Raw genomic sequence first — 24,079 nt, 5'->3', positions numbered from 1 at the left:
ACTCATGCTCCGAAAAAAGACACCAACGTTTCTGTTCCCCATTGCGGGTTTTGCGTTGACCATCCTTGCGGGGACCATACTCCTGCACCAGCGGTTTAGCCTGACGGGCGAGCCGCTGGGCTGGGTTGACGCGCTGTTTACGGCTACGTCCGCCACGTGTGTGACCGGCCTTGCCGTGGTGGACACCGGCACCGCCTTTTCCACCGCAGGGCAGAGTGTTCTGCTGGCGCTTATTCAGCTTGGCGGGCTGGGCATTATGACCTACACCAGCCTTATCTTTTACCTCTGGCGCAACCGCATTTCCCTCACCGACCGCGAGGCGGTAAGCCAGACCCTCCTGCACGACCCCAAATTCAGCCTGGGGCACTTTCTCAAGCACGTTGTGCTGGGGTGCCTGCTTATCGAAGCCTTTGGCGCGCTGGCGCTCTTTCTGCTGGACCCGCAGGGCTTTGCGCCGTTTTCTGCGCTGTTTCACGCTGTGTCCGCCTTCTGTAACGCCGGGTTTGCCCTGCAGTCGGACAGTTTGATGCACTGGCGCGGCAACATCGGCGTCAACGCCGTGTTCATGGGACTTATCGTTCTTGGCGGGTTGGGCTTTGTGGTGCTGCTGGAGCTTGCCGAGCACGCCACCGGCAAGCACATCCGCGCGGGCGGGAGCAGTTTTCAGCCTGTGGGGCGTTTGTCTTGGCATGCGCGGGTGGTGTTGAGCATGAGTGTATGGCTCATCATCGGCGGCGCGCTGGCGATACTCGTGGTGGAGTTTTTGCTTCACTCGGGCCAGTACGCTCCCGGCGAGGAGCTTCTAGGCTCGCTGTTTCAGTCCGTGACCTGCCGCACGGCGGGGTTCAACACCATGGACATCGGCACGCTGAGCAATGTTTCGCTGCTGGTTATGATGTTTTTGATGTTTGTGGGCGGCGCGCCGGGGTCCTGCGCGGGCGGTGTGAAAGTCACCACCCTGCGGGCCATGACGGCGTTTTGCGTGGCGCGCCTGAAGGGGCGGCATCAGGCTGTGGTCGGCAACTTCGCCCTTGACGAATCCACCATGAACGGCGCACTGACACTGATGATGCTGGCCACGGGCGTTATCGCGCTGGCTACGCTTATCCTTTGCGTCAGCGAGACGGGCGCGGTGCCGCATGCGGCCACGCGTGGGCAGTTTTTGGAAATCCTTTTCGAAGTGGTCTCGGCATTTGGTACCGTTGGGCTGTCCACGGGCATCACGCCCGAGCTGTCCACAACGGGCAAGCTGACGCTTACGGCTTTGATGTTTGTGGGCCGCCTTGGGCCCATCGTGTTTTTGCAGGTGCTGCAGGAACTGTATACTCAGGAGAAATTCCGCTGGGCGGAAAAACGTTTGCCCATCGGTTAGCGCAGGTGCACCCCTTGTGTTGCGCCGTGGATATGGAGTGAAGAATGGATAAGCTGGAAGTCGGCGTCATCGGCCTTGGCAAATTCGGCTTTTTTCTGGCCCAGCGCCTTATGGAGCTTGGGCACGACGTTATCGGTGTGGACTCCAATCCGGACTTTGTCCGCCGCGCGCAGGATGAACTGACACGGGTCTTTCAGGCCGACGGCACGGACAGGACGGTTCTGGAACAGCTCGGTTTTCAGGATTTATCGCACGTGGTGGTCAGTGTTGGTTCCGCCATGGAGGCCAGCATTCTCATCTGCCTGCATCTCAAGGAGCTTGAGGTGGAGCATGTGTGGGTGAAGGCCATTAGCTGGGAGCACGAAAAGGTGCTCACCAAAATCGGCGCGGACGAAGTGTTCTTCCCCGAGCGCTACGGCGCGCAGCAGCTTGCGCTGCGCATGACGCATCCTGGTCTCATCGACTATTTGCCCTTTGGCATGGGCGTGCTTATTCAGCGCCTTATTGTGGACAAGTGGGCAGGCAAGACCCTGCGTGAACTGGACCTCACCAACCGCTACCGCGTGCAGGTGGTGGCCGTCCGCTCAGAGGACGACGCCGCCTTTGAATTCCTGCCCCGCGCCGACACTGTGCTCACCAAAGGCGCGGAGCTTGTCGTCTTCGTGGAAGAGAAGATGCTCAAAAAGCTGACTCCATAGCAACGCCCCTTCAACAGCCCCTCAACGCCGCAAGCGCGCAACCGCGACGCTTGCGGCGTTTTCTATTGTGCATGGCGAACTCGGGCGGGAGTTGTCAGGGGTGACGACAGTCCATTCCGTGAGCACCCGGCCTGTGCGCACACAGGATTCTTAAGGACGAAGTCCTTAAGCCACCGGAGGTAACAACAGTGCGGCACCGGCGCACGGTTAACTCCCGAGGCTCGGGCGGGAGTTGTCAGGGGTGACGACAGCCCATTGCGCATGCACCCGGCCTGTGCGCACATAGGATTCTTAAGGACGAAGTCCTTAAGCCACCGGAGGTAACAACAGTGTGGCACCAGCACACGGTTGGCGCACTTGAAGCCCGACGGGAGAAAAAGCCCAGCGTGGGGCGCCATCTTGTGGTATAGGTGGAGAAAGTTCAGGAGGTTTGGAAGCGGGTATGACACAGCGTGGATGTGGAAAAGGGTGCGGCGCTGGTGCGTGGCGGGTGCTGCATGAGGATGAGCCTGTGCAGGGCGACGACGCGGCTGTTTTGGAGCGGCCGGAGGAGTCCTTGGGTGGTGGCGGCAACAAGATTGTGTGCCGCGCGTGCGGGCAGCGGATTACCTCTGCAGGCGCGCGCATTCAGGTGCAGGGCAAGCACGAGCATGTGTTCTTTAATCCGTTTGGACAGGTGTTCGAGGTAGGGTGCTTTTCCTTTGCGCAGGGGCTGGTTACCGGCGGAATGGCAAGTGCGGAGTTTACATGGTTTCCCGGTTATACGTGGCAGAATGTCGGCTGCGCCAGTTGTGGGAGCCACCTCGGGTGGGCGTATACAGGCAGCGGCGGTGGTGGCTTTTATGGCCTTGTCCTCACTGCGCTTCGTGAAGTGGCGGAGAAGGAAGACTAAATCCCATGGGCGAGGGCGAAAATAGGGCTGAGAAAAGCCGGGAAGAGCGGCCTCATCTCCATGTGCCACTTTGCACATGAATGACGCCTGAAGGCGCATGGTTGCGCCGTTTCCTGTGGTGTTTCCCGCAAGGGATTCGTGGAAAAATTCACGATGCGGCAAATGTAAAAAAATGTGGAGAAAGTGCTGGACTCTCACTTGTGAGAGGTCTATTAACGCTCTCCGTCACGCGGACTGTTTGGTTGACCAAACAGTCCGCGTGGACCTCAAAGCGCGTCCGCAGGACACAGAGCGCGATGAGGGCAAGAATGTGACAGCATCCACCGCCCCCACACGTGAAGTTGCCCGGAATACGCCCTCCACAGCGCCTGCACAGGCGCGGGCGGGAGAGTCCGGGAGACGACTCGCAGGCATGCCTCCGAGCCACCATGAAGCACGACGCGCGAGAGTATCGCCACACCCCCGGTGTTTGGTTTGTCCAAGCCGGGAAGAATAACGTTTCATGAGATGGGGCGCAGAGCGCCTCCGAGAGGTATTTTAGCATGTTTCATATTGTTGTCGCTTCACTGTTGCCGCTGTTCGCAATGATTATTGCCGGGTGGTACGCACAGCGTAGGGGCATTCTGGGCGAGGGCAGCGCCACGGCGCTGAACGATTTTGTCTATTATTTTTCCTTGCCTGCGCTGATGTTTGTTTCATTGGCCACCACGCCCATTGAGGAAATATTCCAGTTCCGGTTTATTGCCGGATTCACGCTGGCGATGTTTGCCTCCTATGTGCTGATGTTTTTTGTTTCGTCGCTCTTTTTCAAAACGCACCGCACCATCAGTTGCCTGCGCTCCACGTCTGCCAGCTTCCCCAACTGCGGGTACCTTGGCTTTCCCATCATGCTGTCGCTCTTTCATGGCAGCAGGACGGCGTTTGTTACCAGCACGCTTGGTGTTTTGCTGCCAACGCTCATTGTCATGATTGTTGTGGCGGAGTTTGAGTTCCACCGTGCTGGTGGCCGCAGGAACACACTGTCCATTGCAGGGCAGGTGGTGTGTACCATGGTCAAAACGCCTATCATTCTCGCATCGTTTTGCGGTGTGGCGGCGTCATACTTTGACCTTGGCATGCCGGACTATGCCGCGCAGGGGCTGAAGAGCTTCGGCATGGCGTCCGTGCCGTGCGCGCTGTTTGCCGTGGGCATGCTGATGGCGCGGCTGGAGCGCAACCTGCGCCTTGGCAGCGTGCTGTCCGTGAATGTGGTGAAAATCATTGTCCAGCCATTGCTGGCCCTTGGCTTTTTGCTCCTCTTCGACGTGAGCGGCGAGTTGCTCGTCATGGGCGTCCTGCTGGCAGGCATGCCGACGGCGGCTGTGGCCTGCATTTTGTCTCAGGTGTATGAGACGTGCGAGATGGAGACTTCCGCCACGGTTTTGGTGTCCATGCTCCTGTATGTTCCGGCCTTTGCGCTGACGCTTTTGGTCGCTGAAGGCATGGGAGTCGCCATCGGCTAACACCTGTCCCGACGCAATCTTTTCTCGATAAAACCGCTCCGGCCCGATCCCCTTAACCCCTCTGTGCGATACTGCAACGCATTCCCCGGGTCGGAGCGTTTTATATATTTCTTCCTTTCCCTTTTCTTCCTGTCTTTCATTTCGCTGCAACAGTATAAATTTGTTGTCATTTTCGCATTTTATCCACTGCTTCGTTCTGTGGATATCGCATTGGCATAATCGTTTCATTTATATTACACTCGCAACATTGCCCTCCCTGTAATGTTTGCATTTCGGGGTGACGCAATTCTTGGCGCGGCAGATACTGGTCTCCGCCCCGTTTGCAATTGCTCGCAACACGCACGGGCAAGTTCGATTGCCCTAAGGGACGCACAGGATGACGGGACTCGACACCCTCCTCGTATCCAACGAAGACTGGCTGATGGACCGGATACTCCATTACGCCAAAGAACACGACTATACCCGCTATACCTCCACACTGCCGGAGGCATGGCGGCTTTCTATTTCGGGGCTGACGTCGTCTATAACCGAAGCCTACGCCAAGGATCCTTCACTGTTTGAATTTGATTCGTCCGAAAATTACGAGGAGGACCCCGTTGCGGCTTTCGGTATTCTGGAGGCCCGCCGTCATCGTGAACGCGGGATAGACCTTGGCATGTTCTTGGGGCTTCTTAAGTATTACCGCCAAAGTTACCTCGATTTGGTGATGGAAAAGGGGGATGAGAACAAGGTCCAGCCATGGTCCAGCTACATCCTGCGCACGTTCGACCGGTTTGAGCTGGCCCTTGCCGTTGAATGGGCCAAAACGGGCGACGAGGAACGCATGCGCGCCCTGCAGGAGCGCATGCGGCAGATGACCAACGAAAAGAACCTGTACCTTACCTTGTTTGAAAGCGTCGCCCTGCCGGTGTTCGTGTTGGACGATGCATGCTGCGTTCGCAACGTGAACAGGGCGGGGCTGAGTTTTTTGGGATTTCCCGCTGCAAGCGGAGGTTTGTATTACCTGCTGTCGGACGCCGCGAACGGCAATGGGCAGAGTGTTGGGCCCGGTGCGGAGGTGCTGGGGCAACCCTGCGCCGATGTGCTGCCGTGGATAGCGCCCGATGTGCAAGAGTTCCTGAAAGAGGGGAAGCAGTATTCCGTCTCGCGCCGCGAGGCTGTCGTTCATGATTCCCCTCGGACGCTGCTCCTCTCCATGAGTGCCATGGCCGATGTTTCCGGGAAGTTCGCCGGGATGACCGTTGTCGTCAACGAACAGGCCGAAGCGCATGCAGAGGTCGAGCAGTGCGAAGAGCAGGGCCTGACATCGCGCCTGAGCAAGGTGCAGATGCTTGCGGGCGTTGGCGGCTGGGAGTGGCACATCAAAGAAGAGCGGCTGGAATGGTGCGATGTTGTCTATAAGATTTTTGGTATGGGGCCAGAGGGCGAGTCGCTGCCGTTTCAGGTTTTTCTGGACGCCATCCACCCCGCGGATAAGGAGCGGGTGCGGGAGGCTTTGGACGCCGCCCTGCGGGGTGAAAGCAAGTATAACCTCGATTACCGCATCGTGCGTCCCGATGGCGACGTGCGGTGGATAGCCGTGACCGGGACTGTGTATCGCGATGATGACGGCGAACCGGACCGGATGCTCGGCATGGCCATAGACATCACGGACCGCAAGAATACCGAACTCTCCCTGCAGGAAACCTGCGACGCGGCCGAAAGCGCAAACCAGGCCAAGAGTGCCTTCCTCGCTAACATGAGTCACGAAATCCGCACGCCCATGAACGCCATTGTCGGCATGATTCATCTGTGCCGCAAAACCAAGCTCACCCCGCGTCAAAAGCAGTATCTGGAAAAAGCCGAGTCGGCCTCACGCACGCTGCTTGGCGTCATTGGCGACATTTTGGACTTTTCGCGTATTGAGTCCGGCAGTCTGGAATTGGAGGACATCCCGTTCAGCCTGCAAAGCGTTATGGACCAGCTTGCGGACGTGACGGCTTTTTCCGCCCAGCGCAAGGGGCTGGAGTTCGTCATGGCCATCTCGCCGGATGTGCCGGATAACTTGCAGGGCGACCCGCTCCGCCTTGGGCAGGTGCTCCAAAATCTTGTCGGCAACGCGGTGAAGTTCACCAAGCGTGGCGAGATTTGCATTCAGGTGGACACGGAAAGGCGCGAGGGCGACCGGGTATGGATTCGTTTTACCGTGCGCGATACGGGCATCGGCATGGATAAGGCGCAGATTCAGCAAGTGTTTGAACCGTTTTTGCAGTCGGATATCTCCACCACGCGCCGCTATGGCGGCAGCGGCCTGGGGCTGTCCATCTCGCGGGCGCTCGTTGATATGATGGGCGGCGAAATCACCGTCAACAGCACACCCGGCCATGGGAGTACTTTTGCCTTTAGTGCGGCATTCCATAGCGGCAAGAGGAGCATCGTTGATGACCTTGCAATGCCCAAGGACCTGCGCAACCTGCATGTGCTTGTGGTGGACGACAGCCTCACCAGCTGCGCCTACATCAAAAATTGCCTTGAGTCCCTGTCGTTTCAGGTAAAGACCGCGACGTCCGGCCCGGAGGCGCTGGAGCTTCTGCGTGCATCGGTAGACCATCCCTTTGACCTTGCCATTGTCGATTGGCAAATGCCGGAGATGGATGGATTGGAAGTCGCGGTGCATATCCGGAACGATTTAAAATTGCCCAAAATCCCGGTCATCATCATTATGACCGCGTATGGCCGGGAAGAGGTTGCCCGACAGATTGAGGACATGGACCTTGGCGGATTGTTGCTCAAACCCGCGACGCCTTCACTGTTGTATGACGTAACCCTGCAGGCTTTTGGCAAGGAACTCCGCGAAGGAGAGGAGCCACAAGCGCATCAGACGCATGCACCGAGCGAAGTGGAGACCCTCAAGGGCGTGCGGGTTCTGCTGGTGGAGGACAACGAGTTCAACCGCGACCTCGCGCGTGAATTGCTGACATCCGTCGGCATTGTCGTGGAGGAGGCGGGCAACGGCGTACAGGCCGTGGAGTACGCCTCAACGCGGGAATTCGACATCATCCTTATGGATATTCAGATGCCGGAGATGGATGGCTACGAGGCCACACGGCGCATTTCTGCCTTGCCGGACAAGCGGGGAGACGTGCCCATCATAGCCATGACGGCGCACGCCATGCGTGGCGACAGGGAAAAGAGCCTTGCCGCCGGGATGGTGGCGCATATCTCCAAGCCGGTTATTCCGCAGGAGTTGTATGACCTCATTGCCTATTGGGCAGGGTGGGGGAGCCGCGAAATGCCTACGGAAATGAGTAATGGCAGCAATACGTTTGAAGACCAAGAGCTTCGCCAAGCCATGACTATCGACTCCACCCTTGGCGAAGGCGACCAGGAGGAAGCCATCCTCTCCACCCCCGCCATGGAGACGCTTCCGGACCTTGATGTCCCGAGCGGGCTTATCCATTTCATGGGGAATAATACGCTGTACCAAGACATGCTCGGGTCCTTCTGTGAGCAGTACGCAGGTATGGCGGACGACATTGCCGCCAAGCATGCCGAGGGCGACTATGAGGGCGCAGCCGCCCTTGCCCACAGCCTTAAAAGTGTGGCCGGAAACATTGGCGCGCATGGCTTGCAGGATGCGTCCTACCAGACCGAGATGTGCTTCCGCGAGCAGCGCACGGCAGAGATGACCGAGAAAGTGGAAGCCTTCCGGCAGGCGCTCCAGACCGTCCTGTCATCCATCGAAATGTACCTCATGCAGGAGACGAGCGACGTGTAATCCGCCGCGAGCGTGCCTTTCCCTGCTTCCTTCCTCTGTTTTTCCCGTGTATGGCGGCTTTCCCCCGGCGCGGGGCCAGAGTCCCACGAAACCTGCGTGTCCTTCCCGGGGGGTGTCTTGGGCGCGCTATTGTGAGGGCGGCGTCTTTTTCCGCGCTGTTCGCTTGCCGCGCGCTTTGCTGGGGTTGTTCAATGTTTTCAGCGGGCGGGGTCCATGGTACAAGGACCCATGCCTATCCCTCTACTGCTCGATATGGACAATGCGTGCGGCATCCCAGCCGCGGATGTGGATGATGCGCTGGCCCTTGGGCTGGCGCTTGCTTCGCCGGAGCTTGAGCTTGTGGCCTGTACGGCGTGCGCCGGAAACTGCCGCGCAGCCGAGTCCTACGCCGCAACGCGCTACATGCTGCATCTAGCCCGGCGCGAGGCCGTACCGCAGGGCCTTGGCACGGATGCGCCGCTTCGCCGCGACAGGACGCGGCATTTTCAGTATCTGGACAGCAAGCGCGATGCGGCGGCCTCGCTCCTGTGGGAAAACGTGCCGCCCATTCCCGCCCCGTCAGTTGTTCCGCCCGAGGATTCCGCCACCGCCTGCATTATTGAAGCCGCGCGGCGGCACCCCGGAACGCTCGTTATCGTCGCCACCGGATCGCTGACGAATCTTGCCCTTGCCATTGAGCAGGAGCCGGAACTCGTTTCGCAGGTGGCGGGAGTTGTGCATATGGGTGGTGCGTGGCCTAGCCCGGAAGGCGAGGCGGGCTGGGAAGACTCCACACCCGACATCCCCGCCGGGGTCTGGCGCGATGTGTTGCGCTTTAATCCGCTGTACGATCCCGAGGCGTCGCAGTTGGTCTTTGCCTCCGGCATTCCTGTGACCATTGTGCCCGGCAATGTCACCATGCAGTGCGTCATGCCCCCCAGCGCTTTGGAGCCATGGCGGGACGGCGTGGACCCCCTTGTGCGCTTTTTGCGACGCGCCGCCGAGCCGTGGATGCGCTGGAGCCACGATGTGCGCGGCCTGAGCGGTATGCACATGCACGACCCCCTCGCCCTCGCCGTTGTCCTCTGGCCCGACCTGTTCACCACGCGCACCATGCATATCGACGAAGCCCGCCTTCTGCGCCCTGACGCAACCTTCCTTACAGACTTGGACAACGGCCCGGCTGTGCACGCTGTCACCAGTGCTGACCATGACGCCTTTCTTGGGCGCTTTGTGGGCCGTGTGCGGTCCTTTGAGCCGTAAGGCCGAGGAAGGGAAGAGCACGCCTTAAGCAGGGTGCGGGGGCTGCTTTTGAACACCTTTCAGATGTGTTGCGTCACATGCTGACGCCACAAAGGCCCGCGCCAGCACCCCATGCGCCCCGCAATGAAAAGGGCCCCCTCCCGTCACGGTGGGAGGGGGCCCTTTTGCCGGTGGCCGCTATGGTCTGTGTGCTACAGGTAGTTGGCAGTAATGATCAGGATGCCACACAGGAAGCTCAGGACGAGAGCGGGGCGGCCGCCGGCGACTTGGAAGACTTTGTCTTCGGCGTTGACGCGCATCTTCCAAGCCATGACACAGGGAAGAAGAATGGCGATGACGCTGAGTGCGGTTCCTGCGTGTGCCAGCGCGCCGATGAATCCATCCGGAGCGAGCAGGGACGCGCAGAGCGTGGGGATGAAAATCATCGCGCTGGTTCCGGCGCGGCCGACGCGGTCGTTCTTGCGGTGGAAGGTCTCGGCCACAAAGTCAAAGAGGCTGAGGGATACACCGATGAACGAGGTCAGCAGGGCAACAAGGGCGAAGAGGGAGAGGACATTCTGTATCCACGGCGTACCTTGACCGAGAATGCCGATAAGTTGGTCCACGTTGCTCAGGCCGGCCAGCGCATCCGGGGTGACGCCGCCGAGGGAGACCATAAGCCACGCCAAGTAGCACACCAGCGGCAGGGTGCTGCCAAGGGTAATGATGATGACAAGGGGCTTCTTCTTGGCTCCCACAATGTTCACCACGCTGGGGATGGACGTCTGGAATCCAAAGGAGGTGAACAGCACAGGAATGGCAAGGAGAAAGATCCGTTGGTCCGCATTGCCAAGCCTGAGGTTGGAAAAATCAAGCGTGGTGCCCAGGCAGGTGAAGCTGAGCAGCATGGAAATAATCATGGAAATGAACAGCACGTTGTTGATGGAAAGGATAGCCTTTGTTCCGGCGTAAAAGACAATGGCGCTTATGACCGTGAAGAGGATGGACGCCACAGGCTGACTGAGGCTGGTATTGCCGGAGATAAGGCTGCCCATGCCGGTGATGTACGCCACCAGCAGACAGTAGAGCAAAAACAGCACGCTGATGGTGGTGATAATCTGACCGGGCCTGCCGAGCACGGCGTAGGACATGTAATTCAGGTGCACGCCTTTGCCAAAGTCGAGGTTGATCTCCAGCAGGAGCAGTCCGGCATACGTGGCAATAATCCAGACCAGAAAGAGCGCCAAACTGCCCATGGTAAAGCCGAGACAGCCAATGCTCATGGGGAGTCCGAGCATGCCCGCGCCAATGGAGGTCCCCGCCACGATGCACGTGGCGCCGAGGTATTGGGATTTCATGATGTCCTCTTTTGTACAGCTCTTGGGGTGGTAGTAGTGGGTTGGAAAGCTGACGGTGCCTTATCGTGGCCCGAGGCAACAGGCCGATGGGCCAGTGGGGTCTGAGCTGCTCAATGGTGCTTTGCGCGCAAGCGATACGTTTCCGGTCTGGGTCTGTGGAGCGGGACCTGCGCCGCAACGTGGCGGCGCAGGTCCCGTGGCTGAATGTTAGTTCATGATCTTCTTGATAAAGAGCTCAAGGGCGGTGGCGGTGCGGCCGGTCTTGCCGGTAGCGTGCTCATGGACGGCCTTGAGGGCGTTGTAGATGGTGTTGGTGGTGTCTTCAAAGATGGCTTCGGTGTTGAGGTCCACCTTGGCGCTCATGAAGTAGTTGAAGGCTCTGGCCATGCCGCTGTTGGCGATGAAGTCCGGAATCACACTGAAGTTCTGGTCCGCAAACTCGGCGGTGGGACCGTAGAAGATTTCATTGTCATCAAAGGGCACGTTCGCGCCACAGGTGATGAGCTCCAGTCCACTGGCCTTCAGGGCCTTCAGGTTATCCATGGTCACCAGACGGGAGGCGGCGCAAGGCATGAAGACGTCCGCGCCCACGTTCCATACGAGCTTCTGGGTCTCCTCGCAGGAGAGGGGGTGCTCGGCGTTCAGGGTGTTGCCGTCGCGGTTCAGGAACAGCTCGCGCACCTGCTCGAAGGTGAGGCCGTCCTTTTCCACAAGGCCGCAGCCGCGGTCGATAATGCCCACGATCTTTGCGCCGTTTTGGGCGGCGTAGTAGGCGGCGGTGGCGCCCACGTTGCCAAAGCCCTGCACGATGACGCGCTTGCCCTTTATGGACGAGCCGTACAGCTCGTAGAAGATGCGGGCGGACTCGGCCACGCCCCATCCGGTAATGAGGTCGGCCACGCAGTAGCGGCGCGAGGTGTCCGGGGAGTACTGCGGAGAGTACACGGGCAGGGACACGCCGCCGCGCAGCTGGCCGATTTTCTGGATGCGCAGGTCGTGGTCGTCGGCAAAGTGGCCGTTAACCACGCCTTCCAGCGGATGCCACAGGCCGCACATTTCAGTGAGAGGGCTGACTTCCTTCAGCTCGTCCACGTTCAGGTCGCCGCCGGTGCCGTAGTAGGATTTCAGCAGGGGCGAAACAGCCTTGTACCAGCGCCTCAGGACGTCTTCCTTCCTGGGGTCTGTGGGGTCGAAGTTGATGCCGGACTTGGCGCCGCCAATCTGCGGGCCGGACACGGCGAACTTGATTTCCATGGTCTTGGCAAGGGAGACAACCTCATGCTTGTCCAGTCCCTTTCTCATGCGGGTACCACCGCCAGCGGCGTTGCCGCGCAGGGAGTTGATGACCACCCAACCTTGGGCGTCGGTTTCGGAATCGTTCCATTCAAAGACGATGTTAGGAGTGTGCTGTTCAAACTGGGTCAGGAGTTCTTTTACGTTGCTCATCTGGCTTCTCCGTAGAATTAGAAGTGTTTGAGATCTTTCACCAAGAGGCAAACTTAACAGCAGTGACAGCAGGGAACTTGATAATTCCGGGCGGGCGTCCGAGACGTTCGTCCTGAAGCCTCTCCCTGGGGTCAGTCGTCAGTCTCCGCTTTTCTCATGCGCTCTGCGGCAAGGCGGGCCTCCAGATACAGGGCCAGCGCGGCTACGCCGTGGTCGCAGGTGGAAAAGACGGGGATGCCGTACGATTTGATGGCATCGCGCATGGGGTCGAACAGGCGGCCGCCGTCAATGATGCCGATGACCGGTTTCGTCCATGTGCGGGCCTTTTCGCCGATGATGGAGACAATGCTCCCGGGGTCGGCCATGTCGAACATGGGGTTGTCTGTATCTTTCAGCGTGTGCATGGACGGACCCATGGGGCCAAGGCCAATGACCAAGGCGTCCACGTTGGGGTCTTCCACAAGGGCTTCGGCCAAGGTGGCGTGGGCCTCGTCGTCGCTGGAAGGGGTGATGTCCAGAGGGTTGGCAATGGAAACAAGGCTCTGGAGGCGCTTGGATTCCAGAATTGCGCTGATTTTCTCCTTCGTCTCCGGGGCGTAGGAGGCAAGGCGCATGGCGTAGTCGTCGGAGTGGATGGAGTCGGCCATGCCGACCACCTCAAAGCCCGCGCTACTGACGGCGGCAAGGCGGTTGCCGGTGACGGCTTTGCCGGAGAGGTTCTCGGCCAGCAGGAATATGTCCTGAAATTCCGAGAAGGTGCGGGCTACAGTAGCGCCGGCGGCGCGCACGCAGGATTCGCAGACCATGTAATCCCCGGCGAGGGAGGCCGTGTGTCCGCTGGTGGCGTTTTTTCCTTCCGGAGTGCGTCCGGCCTTGTAGAAGATGACTTCCTTGCCCGCGAGCACGGCCTCGCGCACGGCGGCGCAGAATTCCAGCCCGTCAAGGTCGTTGAAGCCCTCGGCGTACACGGCGATGACGTCCACCTCGTCGGAATCCATGAAGTATTTCATCAGATCGCCAAGGGTCAGGTCCGTCTGGTTGCCGATGGACAGCATGTAGGCGGGGTTCAGCTCCGGGCACTGGCTGATGCGGTGGAGCATAAAAGCGCCGCTTTGGCTGATGAAGGCGGAGCGGTGGTAGGAGCGCTCGCGGTCCTTGGGGAGCTTTTCGTCGGGGATGAACCATGTGTCGTACTTGCCGGGGTGCGAGACCACGCCCATGCAGTTGGCGCCGATGAAGACCGGGCCGCCGCCTTCGGTGGCGTGGGCGTCGTTGATGGCCTCGATGATTTTTTCCGCGCGCTCGCGGCTTTCTTCGGTTTCGCCAATGCCGCCGGGGATAAGCATGACGCTGTTGGCGGCGTCGCGCTGGATCACTTCATCCACAAGGTCCGGCACATGGGCGGCGGCAATGGCCACCACCAGCAGGTCCAGCTTGTGCGGCAAGGAGGCGATGTCCGGGTAGCAGGGGACGCCCCCCACTTCGTCCGCGCCGTCCTTGAGGACGCAGACCTTGTCCTTTGGGAAGCCCTCGGCAAGGATGTTGTCGAGGATGATGCGCCCAAAGTTGCGCCGCTTGGTCGAGACGCCGACAATGCCGATGCTCTCGGGATGCAGGAGGTTGTGGATTTTCGCCACGGGGCGGGAGTTTTCCGGCGTATCGGGGTGCGAGAAGCGGCACATTCCGTCCAGCGGCACCATGAGGAAATCCGTAAAGGCGTAGGGATTGATCTCCATTTCTTCAATGATGAAGGGCGCGTCCTGGTTGGCGGCGGAGTAGTGACGCCCCATTTCAATCATGGACGAGAAGCATTCCATAAGCTGTTCGTCCGTGACCACCCGGCGCTGGCCGCGGGTAAGGCCCGCCAGCTTGCGGTACGAGATGGTGCGCTTGAACTGCTCAAAGAATTCCTCGCCGGTCATAAGCTCGCACGAGGCCGCGACAATGGCTTGGCCCTTGCGGAAGCGCTTGGCGTAGAGTTCGGTATCCGTGCCACCCAGTCCGGCGCTGATAACCATGCCGAATTCGCGCGTGTTGCGCAGGCCGACGATAAGCTCGTTGCCAAAGGCGCTGGAGTCCGGGGGCATGAATTGGACCATCAGCACGCCCTTGATGTCGCTATGGATGGCGCTTTCCAGCTCCTCGCCGGAGAGGCCCTCGTAGGCTTTTGGGGCGTGGGCGGGATTGGCCGTGATGTCCTGCGCGAACTTGCGCGGCACGTCGTAGAGCATGCGGCGCACGGCGGAACGGATGGCGTTGGCGTCCTTGTCCACAACGCGGACGCCGCCGACTTCGGTCTTGTGGACGATGTGCTCCGAGACGATTTTGAGGACGACCTTGTCACCGGGCAGGGCGAGCAGTTCGTCGTCCGAGGTGCGCGCGCCGGTGGGAAGCAGCACGCACTTGGGCGGGGTTTCCGCTCCGGAATTGCCGAGCAGGTTATACACCTCGTACTCGAAGAGGGTGGAGCGCCCTTCACGGTGCACGCCTGTGAGCAGGTCCGTGATGGCGTCGAAGTCGATGGAGGTGCCCATATTCATCTTCATGTCGGTTCTCCTGATTCTGCGTGGGAGGTGCGGGCAGGTGGCCGGAGGATCAAGCCCCCCTGCCCGGCGGCCTCTAGAGCATGTCTCTTCCGGCGTTGAAGGCCGCGTAGTTGGCGGCCCAGATGGCGGGCGTGGGGCTGACCTTCTGCAAGGCGGCAAGCCACAAGTCGGCCGGGAATTCCTTCCACGGTCCAAGGGTGCTCATGGCGCCTATCATCACCACGTTGGCGCTGCGGCCTGCGGTGTCGCCAAGGTCCATGGCCTTGCCCAGCACATCCAGATGCACAACGTTGTAGCCGTCAAGGGCGGCGCTGAGTGCCTCGGCAGAGGGGTAGTCCTCGCGCCCCGCACCGTAGGGGAGCACCTGCGTGCCTGCCAGCAGGATGGTGCCGTCCGGGCGCAGCATGTCGAGGAAACCGGGGCGGAGCACTTCGCTTTGCTCCATGCTCACCAGACAATCCGCCGTGCCCGGCAGAAGGATGGGCGAGCAGACCTTGCCGCAACTGAATGTGGAGATGACCGGGCCGCCCATCTGGGCCATGCCGTGGGTCTCGCCCTTGACGACGTTGGTGTCGTCGTATCCGGCAAGGAAGGCAAGCTGGGTGAGAACGCGGCCAAAGAACAGATTGCCCTGACCGCCCACGCCGCGGATTGCGACGGCGATTTTTTCCGGAAGGGTAAGGGACGAGAGGTCGGGCGTCTCTACCGATTCGGGGGCGGCGGGCAACTGTGGCTTGGCGGATTGTGATTTGTCAGACTTCTTGAGGGGCGAAATGGCCCCAACGGGACACATCTGCGAGCAGGCGGCCGTCTGGCTGACGCAGCCTGTACACAGGTTGTTGAAGGAGGGCAGACCCTCGTCGTCGGCCTGAATGCCGGGGCAAATCTGGCACATGCCGCAGCGCTTACACAGCTCTGCGTCCACGGTCATCTTGGTGCCGTAGGCGGATTTGGGGACCTTGCGGATGCATGTGCCCTTGACCACAAGGGTGGTCAGGTGGCCGTCTTCAGCGTCCTGCAGGGCGGCGGTTAGGGCTTTGCGGATGCTCTTGCGGTCGTAGCCGCTCACTTCCACAACCCGTGCGCCGTGGGCCTTGAGGGTGTCCTGCAAATTGAAGGTATTGGGCGTGCCTGCGAGGTTTTCGGGCGAGGTGGGGCCGGGCTGACCACCGGTCATGGCGGTCCACTCATTATCAAGTATGACCTTTACGCCCGGAACTTGGTGAAAAAGGGAATTTCGGGTACTGTCAAGACCGCTGTGGCACTCCGTGCCGTCGCCGAGAAGGCTGATGCATTTCGAGGCCTTATCCGGATTGGAGAGAACATACCCGGCGCGGTTACTTTCGCTTGCGCCCATGGCGACGCAAGTATCGACGGTATCCATGAAGTACAGCAGCGTGTTGCAGCCAATGTCGCCGAAGCAGGCCTCAAGTTTCCCCTTCTTGCGCAGGCTCTTCACGGTTTCGCCAAACAGGCGGTAGGGACAGCCCGCGCAAATCATGGGCGGCCGGTTCAACGGCGCGACGGACAGAGACTTCTGCTTGGGAAGCTCCAGTCCCAGCGTCTGGGCCACGGCTTCTGGCGTCCACTCCGTGCGGGTGTCCGTCGGCGCCTTGCCAAGGACGGAGAGTCCCGCGCGCTGCAGCTCTTCCTGCACGTAGCGGTAGCCGTCTTCAATGACGTACACCGGGCCGTCGATGGCCTTGCAGAATTCGGCGATACGGTTCATGGGCAGGGGATTGGTGAAGCCGAGGGACAGAATGTCCATGTCCACGCCAAGGGCGAGCTTGGTCTCGCGGACCATGAGTTCCGTTGCGCCGTAGGTGATGACGCCGAGCTTGCCGTTTCCCTTCTCCCAGCGGTTCAGGGGGCTGTTTTCCACCATTTCGATAAGGCCGGGCATGCGCCCCGTCAGGACGGAATCATAATGCCTGCGGGCGGTGACGGGCAGGGTGTTGAAGGCCTTGAGGGGAACGTCCGGTACGAGACGTTCGCGGGTTTGCTGCTCTTTAAGTCTGACAAGACCTTCGCTGTGGCACAGGGTGCCGCTGGGCATGACCACCACGGGGGTTTTGAACTCGCGGCTGATGTCCGCCGCAATTTCCGCAACCTCGTGCATTTCCTGATGGTCTCTGGGTTCGATGATGGGGGTGAAACAGCTTTTGATGAAGGGGCGTGGGTCCACAAGGTGCTGGGTGGAGCTGGGCGTAAAGTCCGAGGCCACATAGTACACGAGCGCGCCGCGCTGCTTGTCAAAAAACGCTGCACTGCTGAAGGTGTCGCCTGCTTGATACAGGCCGGGAATCTTCATGGTGACAACACTGTCCTCACCGGCGAGGCTGTGTCCGAATCCCACGGACGTTGCCGTGGCTTCACTGACGGACCAATGCGTGGAAATCATATCCTGAACATGGCGTAGGCCCTTGTCGATGACTTCAGTACTTGGCGTTCCGGGGTAGCCGTCCACGGAGTGGATGCCAGCCCGTACGCAACCAACGGCGAAGGCGATGTTGCCCTGCATGACCACAGCGTCGCCAGCTGGTCTGGTACAGAACTCTTTAATGGGATTCATGACTCATTCTCCTTGAGAAGTGGCGCGTTAAGAAATCGTAGCGTGAGCCCGTGATCAGCTTGTGTTGAGTTCAGGACTATTTAAAGTATGACTTTTTGTCAACGGGCTGACAGATTTTTTGTGATTAATATGCTATTTTCTCCATTCAATATTCGAACTTGTTTGGTATAGAATTAATAAAAAGTCTTTAATGCCGGTAACTTAAAAGAGAAAGGCGGGAGGTGGAGAAGGCGAGTGCGGCATTAAATTAATTGTTTGACATAATGCCTATGATGTATCAGTTTACACTGGAAGGAGATTGACATGTCAGAGAAAAGCACGGTGGAGGTGAAGGTGCGCAGCGCGACACGTTGCGATGATATTGTGGCCTCTTTGAAGCAGGATATTCTGCTTCAAAAGTATGTCCCAGGAGACTTGCTTCCCAAAGAGGAAGAGCTGGCGCACAGCTTCGGGGTAAGTCGCCCGATGGTTCGAGAGGCCCTCAGTATTCTTAAGACCAAAGGGTATCTGATTTCAAAACGCGGAAAGAATGGCGGAACGTTCGTTCAGAATGTCGTGGAATCCAAGGAAATGGGCAGTGTGTTTGAGGATCTCATCCTCATGGGGCGCATGAAGATAGAACATCTGCTCAGCGCGCGCTTGCTTATTGAACCGGAAGTGGCGCGCCTTGCCACGATGAATGCAACAACGACGGATTTGCAGCATCTGTCAGACCTTAATGAAAAGGTGGCAACAGGCGACGACCTCGCGGAAAAGACAGACAACAACATCGCATTTCATGTTTACCTTGGTAAACTCAGCGGAAATCCGTTTTATGAAGTCTCCATAAGGAGCTTTATGAACTTTACCCGCATGTTTTCAGAGATGGTGGAATTTACCGAGCCGTATGTACATAACGACAAGGCACATAAGGAAATATTCCAAGCCATGATGCGACGCGACCCGCATCTTGCCTTTGAACGCATGTTTGTGCACGTCTCCAGCATGAAGAATGCTCTTACTTCGCAGGAGCATCTGTACCGCGACGTGCATTTCTCGTAATTTGAGTTTCGTATATGGAAGGGAATACGGGAGCAGGCTCTGCCTGTTCCCGTATTTTTTGTTCTTTTTAAAAAGTGGGGACGCACCGTAGACGCAGTAGCGTTATACATTCCCATCATCAAAGTATGACGTTATCCCTATAAAAAGACCCATATTCCCCCGTGTCCATTCCCCGCCCGCACTCGATCCTTCGCATCACGCCGCATCTACACACAACAATTGAGCCTTCGCCTTTCGTGTATTGGTTATGTATACCGTTACATAGCCAGAGAAAACACCCCGTTGCGTTGTAGGGCATAGAGTACGGATTGACATATTTCACGCCACTCCTCACAGCGTGCCAGCTACGCCTGTTGTCATCCAGAATGCCGAGTTTATGGAGTTGTGATGTCTTTAATGTCAGACTTCATACGAGGTGGGCATGCCTCCGGCGGGTAAAGGGAATGATTCCCTTTACAATCCCCAGATTTTTGGGTGCGGAAGCCGCCCCCAAAAAAAGGCTTTCCCATAGGGCGGGAGTTGTCAGGGGTGACGGCAGTCCCCGCTACGCGCACCCGGCCCGTGCGCACGCAGGATTCTTAAGGACAGTCGTCCTTAAGCCACCGGAGGTAACAAAAGCGCGGCACCAGCACTCGGTAGGCCACAGCCGGCGTCACCTGACGCCGCGCCGCTCCGCGCTGGGCCTTAGCGGGAGGCTTTGGCGATGTCGGCGTAGGTGGCGGAGGTGAGGGCGAGGAGGTCTTTGGGGGCGAGTTCGATATCCATGCCTCGGCGTCCGGCGCTGACGAAAATGGTGTCGTGCTGCTCTGCGGAGGCATCAATGACGGTGGGCAGGCGTTTTTTCTGCCCGAGGGGGCTGACGCCGCCGAGGATGTAACCGGTGGTGTTTTGGACGACTTGCGTCTCCGCCATGGCGATTTTTTTGACGCCGAGGTGCTTCGCCAGCGCCTTGAGGTTCAGATGCTGCAGCACGGGAACGATGGCGACGACGAGGTCCTTGGTGCCGTGCGCGGTGACGAGCGTCTTGTAGACACGTTCTGGGGCAACGCCCAGCTTTTCAGCGGCTTCCGCGCCATAGGACGTGGCCGAGGGATCGTGGTGATACTCGTGAATCTGGAAGGAAATCTTGGCCTTCTTGGCTGCTTTGATTGCGGGAGTCATGGCGGTGTTCGTGTGATGGTTAGGGTGAATGTCCGGGGCCTGTGTAGGGGCATATAGCGTCTTTTGCGACAGCTCCGCAAGCAGGTGATACAGGGCAGAGGGTGAGGGGATTGCGCCGCGTTTTGGGGCGGATATGTATGAAAATGTGCTCATGAAAGCATTTGGGGGATTGGGGCGGCATTTTGCGGTGTAATAATCAATACCGCAATGATTTCAGGCTTGATGCGTTGAGGGTGTTGATATAGGTTGCCGCGTCGTAAATTTTCAATCGTAAGGAGTGAGTATGCAGCGTTATTTTCTGCTGGCGTGCTGCCTGGTTACCGTTGTGTTGGCCTCTGGCTGCGCTACGGTGTCCAAGCCGGATGTCCAGAAGGTGCCAAAGTCGAAGCCGGTGGTGAGCAAGACCATTCAGGCGGAAAAGGCCTCGCCGTACAAGGGACTGAAGCGCAAGGTCGCCATCGGGCGCTTCTCCAACGAAACCAAGTACGGCCAGAGCTTCTTTATCGACAAGGACAACGACCCCATCGGTAAGCAAGCCGTGGACATTTTGTCCGCTGTGCTGCTTTCCACGGAGAAGTTCATCCTTCTGGAGCGTGCGGACCTGTCCAAGATTTCCAAGGAGCTTGAGCTGGGCGACGCTTCGCCCCTGAAGAACATGGCCGACTACCTGATTGTTGGCTCTGTGACGGAGTTTGGCAGAAAGGAAGTCGGCAAGGTCGGCATCTTTAGCCGGACCAAGGAGCAGGTCGCCTTCGCCAAGGTCCACATCCGCTTGGTGGACGTGCGCACTGGCGAAGTCCTGTATGCGGAGGAAGGCGAAGGACTGTCCTCGTCCGAGGCTGGCTCGGTCTTTGGCGTTGGCGCGCGTGCCGGGTACGACTCCACCCTGAATGATAAGGCCCTTGAGGCCGCCATTGTGAACCTGTCCTCCAACGTTATTGAGAACCTGATGGACAAGCCGTGGCAGACCTACATTCTGACCAAGGCCGATGGATACTACGTGATCGGCGGCGGCGCGACGCAGGGCATTAAGGCGGGCGATATGTTCCGCGTGATGCGCAAGGGCAAGACCATCACGAACCCGCAGACCAATATGCCGGTGACGCTGCCCGGGAAGGAAATCGCAACGATTCGTGTGGTGACGACGACGGGCGATACGCCCAAGAATGAAGTGTCGTTCTGCGAGATTGCCAGCGGCTCCATCGCCAAGGGCGTGGACTTTTCGACCCTGCTTGTTCAGGAATCCAAGTAAGGATGCGTTTGATTATGAAAAAGACACTCGTACTCATCGCTTGCGCGGTGGCGTTCTCGGCCCTGTGCCTTGGCGGCTGCGGCTATAAGGAAGGCACGGTCTCCCCGGATCCGAAGGCGTATTTGTGGTTCACGGGCGAGACGGAAGGCGTGCAGGCATACATCGACGGGCAGGGCCCTGTGGAACTTGGCCCGCATTACTATACGGATTCCATGGGCAATAAGCGGGCAAAAAGCTCCGAAGTCCATTACGAAATCGACCCCGGCAAGCACACAATCCGCTTGGTCCGTGACGGCCAGACGATTTTGGAACGTGTGCTGTTGCTTGGCAATCACACCACCCGGGAGATTGAGGTTCCGTAATGAAAGCGACCACGATTACTGTTCTCGCCGCTGCACTGGGCATCCTTATGCTGGCAGGCTGCCAAAAGACCGGAATCTACTACTGGGGCGATTATTCGGAAACATATTATCAGTATATGCAGTCTCCTACCGAGGAAACGCTGGCGACGCATGTGCAGAGCATTGAATCCGTTATCGAGCAGTCCAAAAGGCTGAACAAGGCCGTTCCGCCGGGCATTTATGCGGAATATGGCTACTATAAGCTCAAGGCCGGGCAGACCGACGAAGCCGTGAAGTACTTTACGCTGGAGAAGGAACTATATCCGGAGTCCCGCATCTTCATGGAGCGCCTTATCGCCAAGACGCAGATCCACGAGGGCGACGCCGAAGAGCAGGCGACTGCCCCCGCAGGCGAAGAGCAGAGCGAAGCTGGAACGGTTGCGCAGACCACTCCCGCGAAAACCACGGCAGAAGCACCTGCCGGCGATAAGTAGGGGAGTGAGGAAGAATGAAAATGCATATGTCTGTTCGGCTTATGGCTGTGGTCCTGTGCGCCGTGCTCCTTGGCGGCTGCGCCAAGACGGTGACCAAGCAGGACCGCTTTCCCGGTATGTATGAGGAGGAGCCGACGTCCATCCTTCTGCTGCCGCCCATGAACCAAAGCACCGCGGCGGACGCCAAGCAGTATTACTCCACCACCATTCAGGAGCCGCTGTCCCAGAGTGGGTACTACACGTTCCCCATGCCGATTACCGATGAGATTTTGAAGCAGGAAGGCGTGTACGACACCGAGATGCTGTACAACCTGCCTGTGAATAAATTCAAGGAATACTTCGGCGCGGACGCCGTGCTGTTTACCACCATCCGGAAGTGGGACCTTGTCTACATGGTCATCGCGGGGAACCTGACGGTGTCCTTTGATAGTGAAATCCGCTCCACCACGACCAACCGCGTGCTGTGGAAGTACAACGGCACCGTGGTGGTGGACCTGTCTGGTGGCGGCGGCGCGGACCCCATCTCGTTGGTGTTCAAGGCCGTTGTGACGGCCGTGAACTGCGCGGCGGCGGACTATGTTCCCTATGCCAAGCTCGCCAACTACCGGGCCTACTCGGCGTTGCCGGTTGGCAAGTACCACGCTCGGCACATGAAGGACCAATCCGACAAAATCATCGACCAAGGCGCGGTGCAGCAGCCCAAAGCGGCTGAATAATCCACGCCCGGAAGACGAGAGCAAAGGGGACGCGCAGTGCGTCCCCTTTTTTTTGTGCGTGTCCGCCCCATGGGCAAATGTCGCGTCTGCTCTGCTTCTCCGTGCTACTTCCTCTTGCCCCTTTCTTTGTCCCGATTCTCCTTCATCTGCGTGCATGATGTGGTACCCTGTGCACAAGTGCCTTTGCACAATGTGTGCAGTTGTTCGCACATGGTGCACATTTGTGCGGAGTGCTTGTGTTTTAATTCTGACTATAATAGTCGGGAATGCGGACGTTTTCTGCCGCTGGCATGGATATTGGACTTGGGGCGGCAAAGGGAGAGATTATGAACGTATTGAAAACACTGTCGAATCCGGCGGCGCGGGGAGGGGTTGTCCTTGCCCTGTGCGCCGTTTTGCTTCCTGTGCTGGCATCCGCGCAGGGGGAGAATGCCACCCCGGCTGACGCCGCTGCGGTGGGCCAGAACATGGCCGCGCGCGGGGAATTGCGCGAGCTGCGCGCGTATCTGATGGAAGCCGCGGAGCGCAATAATGAGCTGCGCGCGGCGTTTTCGTCGTGGCGTGCGGCGGTGGAGCGGGTAACGCAGGCCGAGAGCTTGCCGGACCCGCGCCTGAGCTTTGCCTACTACACCACACCGCTGGAAACGCGCGGTGGCCCCGCCCGCTACAAGTACGGGCTGTCTCAGTCGCTGCCATTCTTTGGCAAACTGAGCCTGAAGGGGCAGGTGGCGCTGCGTGAGGCCGATGGCCTGAAGGCGAAGTTCGACGCGCTTAAGCTTGCAACCTTCGCCAAGGTGAAAAAGGCCTACTACGAGTATGCCTACCTTGCCCGCGCCATTGAAACCACGCGTGAGGCCATCGAGCTTATCAAGTACATGGAGAAGATTGCCACGGTCCGCTACACGGCGGGCGCCGCCGGGCATGGCGAGGTTATTCGCACGCAGGTGGAGCTTGGCAAACTGGAGGACCGCCTTCGGTCGCTGCGCGCCCTGAGCAGGCCGCAGGCCGCAACCCTGAACGCGTTGCTGGACCGCCCCGCCGGGGAGGAGATTCCTTTGCCGCCGTCGGTTCCTGTGATGCGCATCACCGAAGACAAAGAGGGGCTTGTGGCCCAGCTGGCCTCGCAGAATCCCGAGCTTGCCTACTGGGACACGGTGACGGCCAAGACGGAAGCCGGAAAGCGCCTTGCGGAGCGCAATTACCTGCCGGACTTCACTTTTGGGCTGGAATCCACGGAGGTGGACGACTCGCGCAGTCCCGGCATGACTGGTGACGGCCAGAACCCGGTGATGGTGTCCATGTCCGTGAATGTGCCGCTGTGGCTGGATGCGCGAAAGGCCGCCGTAGATGAGCAAAGCGCCAAGCTGCGCGCCGCGCGCCGCAGCCGCGCCGGGCTGGAGCGTCAGCTTCGGGCGGACCTGGAATTGGCGCTGTACAACTACGAGGACGCAGGCCGCAAGATTGACCTGTACAAGAAGACCCTCATCCCCAAGGCCAAGCAGGCGCTGGGTGTGGTGGTGGAGGCCTTCATGACCGGGAACGGCTCCGCGCTGGACCTAATCGATGCGGAGCAGACCATATTGGAACTGCAGCTTGCCTACTACCGCGCGGTGACGGACCAAGCCCAGCGCATGGCGGAGATGGAAACATTGGTGGGCAGTGAGTTGCCGTGCGAGTTCCACGGCTCTCTGCTCCCGCAGGACGGATAAC

17 protein-coding genes are annotated in these 24,079 nt (G+C 59.0%); 12 read left to right on the top strand and 5 right to left on the bottom strand.

The features are described 5' to 3' along the window. The first annotated feature begins 4 nt into the window (after positions 1-4). From ACI3L3_RS10500 to ACI3L3_RS10475, 6 genes are all read left to right on the top strand, one after another. Positions 5-1,372, top strand: coding sequence for a TrkH family potassium uptake protein (locus ACI3L3_RS10500; RefSeq protein WP_404845059.1), 1,368 nt, complete (start codon positions 5-7; stop codon positions 1,370-1,372). A gap of 44 nt (positions 1,373-1,416) precedes the next feature. Beyond that, positions 1,417-2,070, top strand: a complete 654-nt coding sequence (locus ACI3L3_RS10495) for a potassium channel family protein (RefSeq protein WP_404845058.1) — start codon at positions 1,417-1,419, stop codon at positions 2,068-2,070. Between the two features lie 442 nt (positions 2,071-2,512). After that, the gene (locus tag ACI3L3_RS10490; protein WP_404845057.1) at positions 2,513-2,962 is read left to right on the top strand and encodes a cereblon family protein; all 450 of its coding nucleotides are present in this window, start codon (positions 2,513-2,515) and stop codon (positions 2,960-2,962) included. A gap of 542 nt (positions 2,963-3,504) precedes the next feature. Next, positions 3,505-4,464 (top strand): AEC family transporter, encoded by a 960-nt coding sequence (locus ACI3L3_RS10485; protein ID WP_404845056.1) that lies wholly within the window; start codon positions 3,505-3,507, stop codon positions 4,462-4,464. A 376-nt stretch (positions 4,465-4,840) separates the two neighbouring features. Beyond that, a complete protein-coding gene (locus tag ACI3L3_RS10480; protein WP_404845055.1) occupies positions 4,841-8,221 on the top strand; it encodes a response regulator in 3,381 nt (1,126 codons plus the stop codon). 228 nt (positions 8,222-8,449) lie between these two features. Then, on the top strand, positions 8,450-9,463 hold the full coding sequence (locus tag ACI3L3_RS10475) for a nucleoside hydrolase (protein WP_404845054.1): 1,014 nt from the start codon (positions 8,450-8,452) through the stop codon (positions 9,461-9,463). Positions 9,464-9,654: 191 nt separating this feature from the next. Here the strand turns inward: ACI3L3_RS10475 and ACI3L3_RS10470 are convergent, their stop codons facing one another. From ACI3L3_RS10470 to ACI3L3_RS10455, 4 genes are all read right to left on the bottom strand, one after another. Continuing rightward, positions 9,655-10,800, bottom strand: a complete 1,146-nt coding sequence (locus tag ACI3L3_RS10470) for an amino acid permease (RefSeq protein WP_404845053.1) — start codon at positions 10,798-10,800, stop codon at positions 9,655-9,657. A gap of 207 nt (positions 10,801-11,007) precedes the next feature. Beyond that, positions 11,008-12,246: a Glu/Leu/Phe/Val dehydrogenase dimerization domain-containing protein gene (locus ACI3L3_RS10465; protein WP_404845052.1), complete on the bottom strand. Its 1,239-nt coding sequence runs from the start codon at positions 12,244-12,246 to the stop codon at positions 11,008-11,010. Positions 12,247-12,377: 131 nt separating this feature from the next. Then, on the bottom strand, positions 12,378-14,786 hold the full coding sequence (locus ACI3L3_RS10460; protein ID WP_404845225.1) for an acetate--CoA ligase family protein: 2,409 nt from the start codon (positions 14,784-14,786) through the stop codon (positions 12,378-12,380). A gap of 79 nt (positions 14,787-14,865) precedes the next feature. Then, positions 14,866-17,364: a 2-oxoacid:acceptor oxidoreductase family protein gene (locus ACI3L3_RS10455; RefSeq protein ID WP_404845051.1), complete on the bottom strand. Its 2,499-nt coding sequence runs from the start codon at positions 17,362-17,364 to the stop codon at positions 14,866-14,868. A gap of 303 nt (positions 17,365-17,667) precedes the next feature. Between ACI3L3_RS10455 and ACI3L3_RS10450 the strand changes: the two genes are divergently transcribed. Continuing rightward, positions 17,668-18,405, top strand: coding sequence for a FadR/GntR family transcriptional regulator (locus ACI3L3_RS10450; protein WP_404845050.1), 738 nt, complete (start codon positions 17,668-17,670; stop codon positions 18,403-18,405). Positions 18,406-19,089: 684 nt separating this feature from the next. On the opposite strand, the gene ybaK is transcribed toward ACI3L3_RS10450, so the two are convergent. Beyond that, on the bottom strand, positions 19,090-19,566 hold the full coding sequence (gene ybaK, locus ACI3L3_RS10445; protein WP_404845049.1) for a Cys-tRNA(Pro) deacylase: 477 nt from the start codon (positions 19,564-19,566) through the stop codon (positions 19,090-19,092). A gap of 283 nt (positions 19,567-19,849) precedes the next feature. Between ybaK and ACI3L3_RS10440 the strand changes: the two genes are divergently transcribed. The 5 genes from ACI3L3_RS10440 to ACI3L3_RS10420 all read left to right on the top strand — a co-directional run bounded on the left by ACI3L3_RS10440 (position 19,850) and on the right by ACI3L3_RS10420 (position 24,078). Next, positions 19,850-20,818 (top strand): CsgG/HfaB family protein, encoded by a 969-nt coding sequence (locus ACI3L3_RS10440; RefSeq protein WP_404845048.1) that lies wholly within the window; start codon positions 19,850-19,852, stop codon positions 20,816-20,818. Between the two features lie 14 nt (positions 20,819-20,832). Beyond that, positions 20,833-21,180 carry a hypothetical protein gene (locus ACI3L3_RS10435; protein WP_404845047.1) on the top strand — a complete coding sequence of 116 codons (348 nt, stop codon included), beginning with the start codon at positions 20,833-20,835 and terminating at the stop codon, positions 21,178-21,180. Then, positions 21,180-21,653: a DUF4810 domain-containing protein gene (locus tag ACI3L3_RS10430; RefSeq protein ID WP_404845046.1), complete on the top strand. Its 474-nt coding sequence runs from the start codon at positions 21,180-21,182 to the stop codon at positions 21,651-21,653. The genes ACI3L3_RS10435 and ACI3L3_RS10430 overlap by 1 nt, the downstream gene beginning before the upstream one ends. Positions 21,654-21,673: 20 nt before the next feature. Continuing rightward, positions 21,674-22,369 carry a GNA1162 family protein gene (locus ACI3L3_RS10425; RefSeq protein ID WP_404845045.1) on the top strand — a complete coding sequence of 232 codons (696 nt, stop codon included), beginning with the start codon at positions 21,674-21,676 and terminating at the stop codon, positions 22,367-22,369. A gap of 326 nt (positions 22,370-22,695) precedes the next feature. Next, positions 22,696-24,078: a TolC family protein gene (locus tag ACI3L3_RS10420; protein ID WP_404845044.1), complete on the top strand. Its 1,383-nt coding sequence runs from the start codon at positions 22,696-22,698 to the stop codon at positions 24,076-24,078. Position 24,079 lies beyond the last annotated feature (1 nt).

The organism is Desulfobaculum sp. SPO524 (assembly GCF_044987625.1).
GTDB lineage: Bacteria > Desulfobacterota > Desulfovibrionia > Desulfovibrionales > Desulfovibrionaceae > Desulfobaculum.
This window is presented reverse-complemented; position numbering and strand designations above follow the sequence as displayed.

Bases quoted from the DNA above. Each gene is read 5' to 3' on its own strand.
- ACI3L3_RS10495 (WP_404845058.1), top strand. From the start codon at position 1,417: ATGGATAAGCTGGAAGTCGGCGTCATCGGCCTTGGCAAATTCGGCTTT.
- ACI3L3_RS10485 (WP_404845056.1), top strand. From the start codon at position 3,505: ATGTTTCATATTGTTGTCGCTTCACTGTTGCCGCTGTTCGCAATGATT.
- ACI3L3_RS10500 (WP_404845059.1), top strand. From the start codon at position 5: ATGCTCCGAAAAAAGACACCAACGTTTCTGTTCCCCATTGCGGGTTTT.
- ACI3L3_RS10440 (WP_404845048.1), top strand. From the start codon at position 19,850: ATGCAGCGTTATTTTCTGCTGGCGTGCTGCCTGGTTACCGTTGTGTTG.
- ACI3L3_RS10430 (WP_404845046.1), top strand. From the start codon at position 21,180: ATGAAAGCGACCACGATTACTGTTCTCGCCGCTGCACTGGGCATCCTT.
- ACI3L3_RS10425 (WP_404845045.1), top strand. From the start codon at position 21,674: ATGCATATGTCTGTTCGGCTTATGGCTGTGGTCCTGTGCGCCGTGCTC.
- ACI3L3_RS10460 (WP_404845225.1), bottom strand. From the start codon at position 14,786: ATGAATATGGGCACCTCCATCGACTTCGACGCCATCACGGACCTGCTC.
- ACI3L3_RS10435 (WP_404845047.1), top strand. From the start codon at position 20,833: ATGAAAAAGACACTCGTACTCATCGCTTGCGCGGTGGCGTTCTCGGCC.
- ybaK (WP_404845049.1), bottom strand. From the start codon at position 19,566: ATGACTCCCGCAATCAAAGCAGCCAAGAAGGCCAAGATTTCCTTCCAG.
- ACI3L3_RS10475 (WP_404845054.1), top strand. From the start codon at position 8,450: ATGCCTATCCCTCTACTGCTCGATATGGACAATGCGTGCGGCATCCCA.
- ACI3L3_RS10470 (WP_404845053.1), bottom strand. From the start codon at position 10,800: ATGAAATCCCAATACCTCGGCGCCACGTGCATCGTGGCGGGGACCTCC.
- ACI3L3_RS10490 (WP_404845057.1), top strand. From the start codon at position 2,513: ATGACACAGCGTGGATGTGGAAAAGGGTGCGGCGCTGGTGCGTGGCGG.
- ACI3L3_RS10450 (WP_404845050.1), top strand. From the start codon at position 17,668: ATGTCAGAGAAAAGCACGGTGGAGGTGAAGGTGCGCAGCGCGACACGT.
- ACI3L3_RS10455 (WP_404845051.1), bottom strand. From the start codon at position 17,364: ATGAATCCCATTAAAGAGTTCTGTACCAGACCAGCTGGCGACGCTGTG.
- ACI3L3_RS10465 (WP_404845052.1), bottom strand. From the start codon at position 12,246: ATGAGCAACGTAAAAGAACTCCTGACCCAGTTTGAACAGCACACTCCT.
- ACI3L3_RS10480 (WP_404845055.1), top strand. From the start codon at position 4,841: ATGACGGGACTCGACACCCTCCTCGTATCCAACGAAGACTGGCTGATG.
- ACI3L3_RS10420 (WP_404845044.1), top strand. From the start codon at position 22,696: ATGAACGTATTGAAAACACTGTCGAATCCGGCGGCGCGGGGAGGGGTT.